The sequence below is a fragment of the Stenotrophomonas sp. S41 genome (assembly GCF_016624625.1).
Lineage (GTDB): Bacteria > Pseudomonadota > Gammaproteobacteria > Xanthomonadales > Xanthomonadaceae > Stenotrophomonas.
On the sequence record NZ_JACVTV010000131.1, the window covers coordinates 1 to 11,261 of the forward strand.

General features: G+C 68.1%; 10 protein-coding genes. 9 read left to right on the forward strand and 1 reads right to left on the reverse strand.

What is annotated here, in order from left to right; translation table 11 throughout:
* Positions 1 to 193: 193 nt before the first annotated feature.
* Positions 194 to 2,257, reverse strand: coding sequence for a 3-hydroxyacyl-CoA dehydrogenase NAD-binding domain-containing protein (locus IAE56_RS18920; RefSeq protein WP_200753595.1), 2,064 nt, complete (start codon positions 2,255 to 2,257; stop codon positions 194 to 196).
* Positions 2,258 to 2,492: 235 nt separating this feature from the next.
* On the opposite strand from IAE56_RS18920, the gene rpoE reads away from it, so the two are divergent.
* From rpoE to recO, 9 genes are all read left to right on the forward strand, one after another.
* Positions 2,493 to 3,113, forward strand: a complete 621-nt coding sequence (rpoE, locus tag IAE56_RS18925; protein WP_079222753.1) for an RNA polymerase sigma factor RpoE — start codon at positions 2,493 to 2,495, stop codon at positions 3,111 to 3,113.
* Complete coding sequence (locus IAE56_RS18930) at positions 3,110 to 3,985, forward strand: sigma-E factor negative regulatory protein (RefSeq protein ID WP_200753596.1); 876 nt, start codon at positions 3,110 to 3,112, stop codon at positions 3,983 to 3,985. Before rpoE ends, IAE56_RS18930 begins: the two co-directional genes overlap by 4 nt.
* Before the next feature lie 75 nt (positions 3,986 to 4,060).
* A complete protein-coding gene (locus tag IAE56_RS18935) occupies positions 4,061 to 5,596 on the forward strand; it encodes a DegQ family serine endoprotease (protein ID WP_200753597.1) in 1,536 nt (511 codons plus the stop codon).
* Between the two features lie 182 nt (positions 5,597 to 5,778).
* Positions 5,779 to 7,572, forward strand: coding sequence for a translation elongation factor 4 (lepA, locus tag IAE56_RS18940; protein ID WP_188115490.1), 1,794 nt, complete (start codon positions 5,779 to 5,781; stop codon positions 7,570 to 7,572).
* A 54-nt stretch (positions 7,573 to 7,626) separates the two neighbouring features.
* Entirely contained in the window at positions 7,627 to 8,421 is a 795-nt protein-coding gene (lepB, locus tag IAE56_RS18945; RefSeq protein WP_108769592.1) for a signal peptidase I, read from the forward strand.
* 32 nt (positions 8,422 to 8,453) lie between these two features.
* On the forward strand, positions 8,454 to 8,837 hold the full coding sequence (locus IAE56_RS18950; protein ID WP_200753598.1) for a DUF4845 domain-containing protein: 384 nt from the start codon (positions 8,454 to 8,456) through the stop codon (positions 8,835 to 8,837).
* Positions 8,827 to 9,507, forward strand: coding sequence for a ribonuclease III (gene rnc / locus IAE56_RS18955; protein ID WP_079222748.1), 681 nt, complete (start codon positions 8,827 to 8,829; stop codon positions 9,505 to 9,507). Before IAE56_RS18950 ends, rnc begins: the two co-directional genes overlap by 11 nt.
* Complete coding sequence (era, locus tag IAE56_RS18960; protein WP_108769590.1) at positions 9,504 to 10,400, forward strand: GTPase Era; 897 nt, start codon at positions 9,504 to 9,506, stop codon at positions 10,398 to 10,400. Before rnc ends, era begins: the two co-directional genes overlap by 4 nt.
* An 18-nt stretch (positions 10,401 to 10,418) precedes the next feature.
* Positions 10,419 to 11,138 (forward strand): DNA repair protein RecO, encoded by a 720-nt coding sequence (recO, locus tag IAE56_RS18965; protein ID WP_108769589.1) that lies wholly within the window; start codon positions 10,419 to 10,421, stop codon positions 11,136 to 11,138.
* Positions 11,139 to 11,261 lie beyond the last annotated feature (123 nt).

An 11,261-nucleotide genomic window follows, 5' to 3' on the forward strand; every position in this document is an offset into this window, starting at 1 on the left:
CATATAACCCTCTGGGTTGGATCAGGTGTCCAACTCAAGGGGGTCACTTCAAGGATGGGTTTACGGCGTCCCCGCAACCCGACACCGCCCCGCCCAACAAACAGAAAAGCCAGAGCCGGCTGTTGCTCCGGCTCTGGCTTTGGCTCTGGATTTTGATCCAGCGGGTGCCGGGCCGCAGGCCCGGCCGATCAACTCACACCACGGGTTCGCGCAGGACCGGATTGTCCCAGCCCGGGCGCGGGGCGAATCGATCGCCGTGGCGCTGCTGCAGCGCCTTCAACCGCTCGACGATCGCATCGGCACCCACCGCGCGGATGTGCTGGATCGGACCACCACGGAACGGGGCGAAACCGGTACCGAAGATCACGCCCGCATCCAGCAGGTCCGCATCGGCCACCACACCTTCGTGCAGGCAGGCCACCGCTTCGTTCAGCAGCGGCAGGATCAGGCGGTCTTCCAGGTCCGCCGGGGCCTGGTAGTCGCGGGCCACGTCCGGCTTCTTCGCCCGGCCGTTTTCCCAGGTGTAGATGCCCTGGCCATCCTTCTTGCCGCGCTTGGCCGGGTCCACCGTCGCCAGTGCCTCGGGCACCTGCAGGCCCAGGAACGGCGCCAGCTCCTTGCCCACGCCGGCGGCCACGTCCAGGCCCACCGTGTCGATCAGTTCGATCGGGCCCATCGGCATGCCGAACTTCACCGCGGCCTTGTCGATCACCGGGCCCGGAATGCCTTCGGCATACGCGGTGGCCGCTTCCAGCATGTACGGGAACAGCACGCGGTTGACCAGGAAGCCCGGGCTGCCGGCCACCGGCACCGGGAACTTGCCCAGCGCCTTGCAGAACGCGGCCAGGCGGCGTTCGGTCTCCGGTGCCATGCCGTCGTGGTGGATGATTTCCACCAGCGGCATCTGTGCCACCGGGTTGAAGTAGTGCAGGCCGGCGAACTGGGCCGGGCGCTGGATGTGGTCGCGCAGCTCCACCAGCGGAATCGACGAGGTGTTGGTGGTCAGCAGCGCGTCCAGCTTCATCTTCGGTTCCAGCGTCTGGTACAGCGCACGCTTGGCCTCCGGGTTCTCGATGATGGCTTCGATGACCAGGTCGGCCTCGGCCACGCCGTTGCCTTCCAGGTCGGCACGCAGGCGCGCGGCCACCGCCGGGCGCTTGCTGTCGTCGCGCACTTTCTTGGCGAACAGGGCCTGCGCGCGTTCCATGGCCGGGTCGATGAAGCGCTGCTCACGGTCCTGCAGGGTCACCTCGAAGCCCTTGTAGGCGGCCCAGGCGGCAATGTCGCCGCCCATCACGCCGGCGCCGACCACGTGCACGTGGCGGATGCCGGAATCGCCGCCGCCCAGGCCCTTCAGGCGTTCGGTCAGGAAGAAGATGCGGATCAGGTTGCGCGCGGTCGGCGTGCTGGCCAGCTTCACCACCGCGCGGCGCTCGGCATCCAGGCGCGCCTGCACCGGCTTGCCGGCGGTGCGCTGCCAGGTGCTGATCAGCGCATACGGCGCCGGGTACTGGTCTTTCTTCGCCTTGCGTGCGACCTGCTTGACCATCTGCGGGGCCAGCAGCTTGCGCGCCAGCCAGGTGTTGGTGGCCCAGGCGGTCGCGCGCTGCTTGAACGGGCGGGTGGTGCCGGACAGGGCCAAGGCCACGGCGGTATCGAGCACCACGGCCGGGGCCACCACCTTGTCGACCAGGCCGATGCCGCGGGCGGCCGAGGCCGACAGGGTGCGGCCGGTCAGCATCATGTCCATCGCCGCGGGCGCGCCCACCAGCTGCGGCAGGCGCGCGCTGCCGCCCCAGCCCGGGAAGATGCCCAGCTGGGTCTCCGGCAGGCCGATGCGGGTGCTGCTGTCATTGGAGGCCACGCGGTAGCGGCAGGCCAGCGCCAGCTCGGTGCCGCCGCCCAGGCAGTGGCCGTGGATGGCCGCCACGGTGGGGCAGGGCAGCTCGGCCAGCTTCTGGTAGGTGGACTGGCCGCGGCGGATCGCGTCGTTCACGGTGCCGCGGCGGTCGAACTCCTGGAACTCCTTCAGGTCCGCCCCGGCGATGAAGCCGGCCTTCTTCAGCGACTGGATGACCACGCCCTTGGGCGGGTCCAGGGCGATGCGCTCGAGCAGGTCGCCCAGCTCCAGCAGCACGTCCTGCGACATCGCGTTGACACTGCTGTCCTGACGATCCAAAGACAGCACGACCACGCCGTCATCGCGGATCTCGGGGTGCCAGTGGCTGAAGCGGAGACCATCGAAGCCTGAGAGCATGAACGTTCCATCCGGTTGTGTATGGAGAAGCGGCTATGATCCAGAGGTTGTTTCCCCCGCGTCAAATCCCTATAGCTGGGGTGTGGCGACCCCGGATCCATGGCCCCGGACCGGGACGCTAGCGGAACGGTGGTTAAAAGCTGGTGCGGCGCCAGGTGATCGGCGACTGAACTTTTCCCGGGATTGGCAGTCTCATTGCCCGACGTCGGTTGGGCTGACAGGAGTGCGGCCCCTCATGGCCGATGTTGAAACACCACAGGAGCTGGATCTGGAACTGGTCCGGCGCGTGCAGCGCGGCGAGAGCGCGGCCTTCGATGTCCTGGTACGCAAGTACCAGCACCGGGTCGTCGGTCTGGTCGGTCGCTACATCGCCGACTGGAGCGAATGTCAGGACGTCGCCCAGGACACTTTCATCCGCGCGTACCGCGCGATCGGAAGTTTCCGTGGCGATGCCCAGTTCTCCACCTGGTTGCATCGGATCGCCGTGAACACTGCCAAAAACTACCTGGCTTCACACAACCGACGCCCGCCGACCGATGACATCGACATCGGCGACGCCGAGCAGTTCGATACCGGGACACGCCTGCGCGACACCGACACGCCCGAACGCGAGTTGATGCGCCAGGAGCTGGAACAGACGGTGATGAAGGCCGTCAACGCGCTGCCGGAAGAACTCCGGTCGGCGATCACCCTGCGCGAGGTGGAAGGCCTGAGTTACGAGGAAATCGCGCAGAAGATGGGGTGCCCGATCGGCACCGTGCGGTCCCGGATCTTCCGGGCGCGCGAGGCGATCGACACTGAACTCCGGCCGCTGCTGGACATCGGCAGCGCCACCCGCGAGAAGAGCCGCGTATGACCCACAGTCCGTTGAACGAATCGCAGAACCACCAATCCCCCGCCGGGCAGCGCCTGGACCAGCGCCACCGCGAACAGCTGTCGGCCCTGGTCGATGGCGAGCTTGGTGCCGATGAGGCGCGCTTCCTGCTGCGCCGCATGGAACACGACCCGGAACTGTCCGGCAGCCAGGAACGCTGGCAGCTGCTCGGCGACGTGATGCGTGGCCAGGCGTCGCTGCTGGCCCCGCCGGGGTTCAGTGCCGCCGTCGCCGCCGCTATCGCTGCCGAACCGGCGCCGCAGGCCGAACCGCGCCGCCAGGTGCGCCGCAGCGGTTGGCGTGCCTGGGGTGGCGGTGCCGCACTGGCCGCCTCGGTGGCCGCCGTGGCCCTGTTCATGGGCGGCGAGAAGCTGAAGGATGCCGGTCCCGGCGAGACCCTGCCGCCGCAGGTGGTGGCCAGCCAGGCCGAACTGGCGCCTGCGCCCGACCAGGCCGCGGTGACCGAAGCCTCGGCCGACTCCGCTGCGATGGCCGTGGTCGCCGCCCCGGCCGTGGCGATGGCCGCCAGCCGCCGCCAGGACGCCCGCCGCGCCAGCGCCACCCGCAGCCAGCAGGCCGCGCGCGTGGCCCAGCGGGACGACGCACCGCAGCGTGCGGTGGCCGCCGCGCAGCCGGCGCTGAGCCCCAGCGTGCCGGCCAGCAGCACCCGCCACCTGCCCTTCGGCGATGTCGGCAGCCTGCAGGCGCGGCCGTGGCCGAAGTCCAGCCTGGCCCCGGCCGGGGGCGGCGCGCTCAACGCCAACTTCCCGACCTCGTCCGGTGGCGCCGCGTTCTACCCGTTCGAACCGCGCCTGCAGGAAGAACTGCCAGCGCCGCAGCGCCCGCGCGACTGACACGTGCGGGCCCATGCCCCGCCACTGGCGGGGCCCTCCTTCCCCCTCTCCATCCGATCCGGAGGTTGCCGTCCGATGACTCACCGACTCCGCACGCAGGCCATGGGCCTGCTCGCCCTGACCCTGCCGCTGGTGGCCTGTGCCCAGCCCGCCGCGCCGACCGCACCGCAGGCGGCCCCGGCCGCCGCCGCCGCGCCGCGTGCCCCGGCGCAACCGCTGGTCAGCGGCCTGCCTGATTTCACCAACCTGGTCGAACAGGTCGGCCCCGGCGTGGTCAACGTCGACGTCACCATCGTGCGCAACAACCGCCAGGCGTCGCGCGGCCCGATGGGCGACGACGACATGCCGGAGTTCTTCCGCCGCTTCTTCGGCCCTGACTTCCCGATGCCGGGGCAGGGCCAGGGTGGCCAGGACGGCGGCCCCAGCATCAAGGGCCGGGGCATGGGCTCGGGCTTCATCATCTCGCCCGACGGCTACGTGCTGACCAACTACCACGTGGTGGCAGACGCCAGCGAGGTGAAGGTGAAGCTGGGTGACAGCCGCGAGTTCAACGCCAAGGTGGTCGGCAGCGACCAGCAGTACGACGTGGCCCTGCTGAAGATCGACGGCAAGAACCTGCCGACCGTGCGCGTGGGCGATTCCAACACCCTCAAGCCGGGCCAGTGGGTTGTCGCGATCGGCTCGCCGTTCGGCCTCGACCATTCGGTCACCGCCGGCGTGGTCAGCGCCGTCGGCCGCAGCACCGGCGGTCCGGACCAGCGCTATGTGCCCTTCATCCAGACCGACGTGGCGATCAACCAGGGCAACTCCGGTGGCCCGCTGCTGAACACCCGCGGTGAAGTGGTCGGCATCAACTCGCAGATCTTCTCCGCCTCCGGCGGCTACATGGGCATCAGCTTCGCGATCCCGATCGACCTGGCGATGAGCGCGGTCGAGCAGATCAAGAAGAGCGGCAAGGTCACCCGTGGCCAGCTGGGCGCGGTGGTCGAACCGATCGATTCGCTGAAGGCGCAGGGCCTGGGCCTGCCGGACAGCCGTGGCGCGCTGGTCAACCAGATCGTGCCCGGCAGTGCCGCGGCCAAGGCCGGCGTGCAGCTGGGCGATGTCATCCGCTCGGTCAACGGCAGCACGGTCAACACCTGGTCCGACCTGCCGCCGCTGATCGGCGCGATGGCCCCGGGCAGCAAGGTGAGCCTGGTGGTCTACCGCGATGGCAAGCCGCGTGAGCTCAGCGCCACCCTGACCGCCCTGACCGATGACGGCCAGGACAACGCCCGCGGCCCGGCTGCTGCCAATGCCGACGCCGCGCCGCAGTCCGGTGCCAATGCCCTGCTGGGCCTGGACGTGACCGAGCTCAACGCGGTGCAGCGCAAGCAGCTGGGCCTGGAATCGGGCGAGGGCGTGCGCATCACCGGGGTCAAGGGCGAGGGTGCCCGTGACGCCGGCCTGGCCCCGGGCATGGTCGTCCTGCGCGTCGGCAACACCCCGGTCGGCAGTGTCGATGCGCTCAACCGCGCGCTGTCGCCCTACAAGAAGGGCGATGTGGTCCTGCTGCTGGTCCGTGCCAGCAGCGGCAACAGCGCCTTCGTGGCGGTCAAGGCCGGCCAGTAAGGCCTTCACGGCCGCCCCACGGGCGGCCCTGTCACTGCCCCCGAAGCCCCGCCCCGGCGGGGCTTCGGCCATTCCGGGCCCGGCCCGATCAGGCCGCTTTCGCGGCAGGGCCCCGGGCATGCGATAATCGACCGTTACCCTGACGACGCCGCGCGCCGCCGCCACCTATGTCTTCTGATTCGATGCGGAACATCCGCAACTTCTCCATCATTGCCCACGTCGACCACGGCAAGTCCACGCTGGCCGACCGCATCATCCAGCTTTGCGGCGGCCTGCAGGCCCGCGAGATGGAAGCGCAGGTGCTCGATTCGAACCCGATCGAGCGCGAGCGTGGCATCACCATCAAGGCCCAGTCGGTCTCGCTGCCTTACGTAGCGAAGGACGGCCAGACCTACCACCTGAACTTCATCGACACCCCCGGCCACGTCGACTTCTCCTATGAAGTCAGCCGTTCGCTGGCCGCCTGCGAAGGCGCGCTGCTGGTGGTCGATGCCGCCCAGGGCGTGGAAGCGCAGTCGGTGGCCAACTGCTACACCGCCGTCGAGCAGGGCCTGGAAGTGGTGCCGGTGATCAACAAGATCGACCTGCCCACCGCCGACATCGAGCGCGCCAAGGCCGAGATCGAGGCCGTCATCGGCATCGATGCCGCCGACGCCGTGCCGGTCAGCGCCAAGACCGGCCTGAACGTGCAGGACGTGCTGGAAGCCATCGTGCATCGCATTCCGGCCCCGGTGCCGCGCGATACCGATAAGCTGCAGGCGCTGATCATCGACTCCTGGTTCGACAACTACCTGGGCGTGGTCTCGCTGGTGCGCGTCATGCAGGGCCAGATCAAGGCCGGCGACAAGCTGCAGGTCATGTCCACCGGCCGTACCCACCAGGTCGACAACGTCGGCGTGTTCACGCCCAAGCGCAAGGTGCTGCCGGCGCTGCGTGCCGGTGAAGTGGGCTGGGTCACCGCCAGCATCAAGGACGTCCACGGTGCGCCGGTCGGCGATACGCTGACCCTGGCCGCCGATCCGGCGCCGAAGCCGCTGCCCGGCTTCCAGGAAATGCAGCCGCGCGTGTTCGCCGGCCTGTTCCCGGTCGACGCCGAGGACTACCCGGACCTGCGCGAAGCGCTGGACAAGCTGCGCCTGAACGACGCGGCGCTGCGCTTCGAGCCGGAAAGCTCCGAGGCGATGGGCTTCGGCTTCCGCTGCGGCTTCCTCGGCATGCTGCACATGGAAATCGTGCAGGAGCGCCTGGAACGCGAATACAACCTGGATCTGATCAGCACCGCGCCGACGGTGATCTATGAAGTCCTGAAGACCGACGGCACCATCGTCAACATGGACAACCCGGCCAAGCTGCCGCCGGTCAACCATGTCGAGGAGATCCGCGAGCCGATCATCCGCGCCAACGTACTCACCCCCGAGGAGTACATCGGCAACATCATCAAGCTGTGCGAAGAAAAGCGCGGCAGCCAGCTCGGCATCAACTACCTGGGCAGCCAGGTGCAGATCAGCTACGAGCTGCCGATGGCCGAAGTGGTGCTGGACTTCTTCGACAAACTGAAGTCGGTCAGCCGTGGCTATGCCTCGCTGGATTACCACTTCGTGCGCTTCGACGCCGGCCCGTTCGTGCGCGTGGACGTGCTGATCAACGGTGACAAGGTCGATGCCCTGTCGCTGATCGTGCACCGCAGCCATGCCGACCGCCGCGGCCGCGAGCTGTGCGAGAAGATGAAGGACCTGATCCCGCGCCAGCAGTTCGACGTGGCCATCCAGGCCGCCGTCGGCTCGCAGATCATCGCCCGCACCACGGTCAAGGCCATGCGCAAGAACGTGCTGGCCAAGTGCTATGGTGGCGACGTCTCGCGCAAGAAGAAGCTTCTGGAAAAGCAGAAGGAAGGCAAGAAGCGCATGAAGCAGGTCGGCCGCGTGGAAATCCCGCAGGAAGCCTTCCTGGCCGTGCTGCAGATGGACAACAAGTAAGCCCGCAGCGGCCCTTCGGGGCCGTTCGTCCGGTGACGTTGCAAAGGACCCTGAATGAAATTGTTTGAGATCCTCCTGGTCGTACTGACCCTGGCCTCGGGCCTGATCCTGCTGGCCGACAAGCTTTACCTGGCCAAGCGCCGCGCCCAGCGCGCCGGCCTGCTGGATACCGAGCCGGTGCTGGTGGACTACTCACGCGCCTTCTTCCCGGTGCTGGTGGTGGTGCTGATCGTGCGCAGCTTCATTGCCGAGCCGTACAAGATCCCGTCCAGCTCGATGATGCCGAACCTGCTGATCGGCGATTTCATCCTGGTCAACAAGTTCTCCTACGGCCTGCGCCTGCCGATCACCAACACCAAGTTCGTGCCGTTCGGCGAACCGTCGCGCGGCGACGTGGTGGTGTTCCACTTCCCGGGCCACAGCGACAACGATCCGGCCAAGGGCGAGAACTTCATCAAGCGCGTCATCGGCGTGCCGGGCGACACCGTGGTCTTCGAAGGCGACGGCGTCATCCTCAATGGCGAGCCGCTGAAGTACGACAACAAGGGCATCTACGCCGGCGACAAGGGCCAGGGCGAGGGCGCCAACCTGCTGGTCGAGCACCTGCCGGGCCGCACCCACACCGTGCTGGAGACCGACTATCCTCGCGGCCAGGGCCAGTGGACCGTGCCGGCTGGCAAATACCTGGTGATGGGCGACAATCGCGACAACAGCGATGACGGCCGTTTCTGGGGCCTGCTGCCGGAAGAAAACCTGCGCGGTCGTGCGTTCCTGATCTGGCTGAACTGCCAGGGCTGGTTCTGCAAGGATGGCTTCCAGCCGTCGCGGATCGGCTCGGGCATCAACTGACTTCACATCCACGCGTATCTGGGGAGAACGCAATGAAGAAGATGAACACGCAGCGCGGCATGACCCTGACCTCCTTCCTGGTGGTCCTGATCGTGGTTGGTTTCTTCCTGTACGTCGGCATGAAGCTGTTCCCGATGTACCAGGAGTACTACGCCGTGCGCTCGGCGATGAAGAGCCTGGCCAAGGAGCCCGGCGTCGGCACCATGGCGCCGGCGCAGATCCAGGACCTGTTCTTCAAGCGCCTGTACATCAACTACTCGGACAACGTGAAGCCGGCCAACGTCAAGTTCAACCGTCGTGACAACGGCTGGACCCTCAACGTCAATTACGAAGTGCGTCGCCCGCTGGTGGGCAACCTCGACGTGGTTGGCAAGTTCGAATCATCCCAGGACCTCGTTCGTAGCGGTGCCCAGTAAATTCATCCAACGTGGTGACCTGATCGGTCACGTTTTCAGCGATCCAGCCCTGCTCAAGCAGGCGCTGACCCATCGCAGCGCCGGTGCGCCGCATAACGAGCGCCTGGAATTCCTCGGCGACAGCATCGTCAACATGATGGTCGCCGAGGCGCTGTACCAGCGCTGGCCCAAGGCCGACGAGGGCGCGATGACCCGCGCCCGCGCCGAGCTGGTGCGTGAAGGCGCGCTGGCGGTGATCGCCCGCACCCTGGAACTGGGTGAGCGGCTGACCCTGGGCCCGGGCGAACTGAAGTCCGGTGGCCACCGCCGCGACTCGATCCTGGCCGACGCCCTCGAGGCCGTGGTGGCCGCGATCTACCTGGATGTGGGCTTCGAGGCCTGCCGGGCGGTCGTGCTGCCCTGGTTCGCCGCCTCGATGGAGGCCCTGCCGGCCACCGGCCGGCCGGAGAAGGACCCCAAGACCCGCCTGCAGGAATGGCTGCAGGCCCGACAGAAGGCGTTGCCGCAGTACGAACTGGTGTCAGAATCCGGTGACGACCACGCCAAGCACTTCCGGGTACGCTGCAACGTCGCGGACCCTGCCGCCAGCACCGAGGGCGAAGGCCCCTCGCGCCGGCTTGCCGAACAACAAGCGGCTGCGGCCGTCCTAGAACAACTGGATTCCAAGTGAGCGAACAAACTCCCCATCATTGCGGCAGCGTGGCCGTCATCGGCCGCCCGAACGTGGGCAAGTCGACCCTGACCAACGCCCTCGTCGGCGCCAAGGTCAGCATCGTCTCCAACCGCCCGCAGACCACGCGCCATCGCCTGCTGGGCATCGCCACCTACCCGGAAGGCCAGCTGGTGCTGGTCGACACCCCCGGCCTGCACAAGGTGCAGAAGCGGGCGATGAACCGGGTGATGAACCGCGCCGCGCGCGGCTCGCTGGAAGGCGTCGACGCCGGCCTGCTGGTGATCGAAGCCGGCCGCTGGGACGAGGAAGACAGCCTGGCCTTCAACGTGCTGCGCGATGCCGGCATCCCGGTGGTGCTGGTGGTCAACAAGATCGACCGCATGAAGGACAAGGGCGCGCTGCTGCCGTTCCTGCAGCAGGTGACCGAAGGCCGCGATTTCGCCTCCGTGCACCCGATTTCCGCGCAGAAGCGCAACGGTCTGGAAGCCCTGGTCCGCGACGTGCTGGCCCTGCTGCCGGAAGCCCCGCCGATGTTCGGCGAGGACGAGATCACCGACCGCAGCCAGCGCTTCCTGGCCGGCGAGCTGGTGCGTGAACAGCTGATGCGCCAGCTCGGCGAAGAGCTGCCGTACGCCACCACCGTGGAGATCGAGCGCTTCACCGAAGACGGCAACCTGCTGCGCATCGGTGCGGTCATCTGGGTCGAGCGCGAAGGCCAGAAGGCCATCGTGATCGGCAAGGGCGGCGCCCGCCTGAAGGACATCGGTGCCAAGTCCCGCATGCAGATGGAACGTCTGTTCGGGGCCAAGGTGTTCCTGGAAACCTGGGTGCGCGTGCGTGAAGGCTGGTCTGACGACGAGGCCGCACTGAAGGCCTTCGGCTACGAATAAGCCGCGACGGTCGCTTCGATGCTGATCGAGGACGACACCGGGTTCGTGCTGCATGCACGGGCCTACCGCGAGACCAGCCTGCTGGTCGAGGTACTGAGCGCGCAGCACGGCCGCATCGGCCTGCTGGCGCGTGGCGTGTCCACCGCCAAGGGCCAGGTGCTGCGCGCGGCCCTGCAGCCGCTGCAGTGGATACGCTTCAGTGCCCTGCAGCGCGGTGAACTGGCCCAGCTGCGCGGCGCCGAGGCACTGGACGCGGCCCCGCGCCTGGTCGGCCAGGCGATGCTGGCCGGTTTCTACCTGAGTGAACTGACCCTGCGCCTGGCCCCGCGCCAGGACCCGCTGCCGGAGCTGTACCTGGCCTACGGCGAGGCGCGCGCGCGGCTGGCGGTGGGCGCGGGCCTGGCATGGACGCTGCGCCGTTTCGAGCGTGAGCTGCTGGCGGCGCTGGGGCTGGGCTTCGAGCTGGACACAGCCAGCGACGGCCAGCCGGTGGACCCGGCGGCCCGCTACGAACTGGACCCGCAGGAAGGCCCGCAGCGCCTGCTGAGCGAGCGCGGTGGCGAACGCCGGGCCGCAGCAACGGGCTCGGCGCTGCTGGCGTTGGCGGCGGACGACGAGCCAGATGCGACAGACCTGGCCAGCCTGCGCCTGCCGATGCGGCGGGTGCTGTCCCATCACCTGGGGGCCAAGGGCCTCAAATCCTGGGAACTCCTCGAGCAGCTCACTCCCCGGAGGTAAAGGGGAGGGGGTTCGGCAGGGCTTGCAGCCCTGCACCTGCAGAGGCCACGTCAACGTCAACGTCAAAGGCAGAAGCTGGCTATCCGTGGGTTGGCGGGGTGGGTCCGGTTGAGGGGGACGCCG

Excerpts from the sequence above, each read along its gene's own strand:
- rpoE (WP_079222753.1), top strand. The coding sequence starts at position 2,493 with ATGGCCGATGTTGAAACACCACAGGAGCTGGATCTGGAACTGGTCCGG.
- recO (WP_108769589.1), top strand. The coding sequence starts at position 10,419 with ATGCTGATCGAGGACGACACCGGGTTCGTGCTGCATGCACGGGCCTAC.
- lepB (WP_108769592.1), top strand. The coding sequence starts at position 7,627 with ATGAAATTGTTTGAGATCCTCCTGGTCGTACTGACCCTGGCCTCGGGC.
- lepA (WP_188115490.1), top strand. The coding sequence starts at position 5,779 with ATGCGGAACATCCGCAACTTCTCCATCATTGCCCACGTCGACCACGGC.
- IAE56_RS18935 (WP_200753597.1), top strand. The coding sequence starts at position 4,061 with ATGACTCACCGACTCCGCACGCAGGCCATGGGCCTGCTCGCCCTGACC.
- IAE56_RS18930 (WP_200753596.1), top strand. The coding sequence starts at position 3,110 with ATGACCCACAGTCCGTTGAACGAATCGCAGAACCACCAATCCCCCGCC.
- IAE56_RS18920 (WP_200753595.1), bottom strand. The coding sequence starts at position 2,257 with ATGCTCTCAGGCTTCGATGGTCTCCGCTTCAGCCACTGGCACCCCGAG.
- IAE56_RS18950 (WP_200753598.1), top strand. The coding sequence starts at position 8,454 with ATGAAGAAGATGAACACGCAGCGCGGCATGACCCTGACCTCCTTCCTG.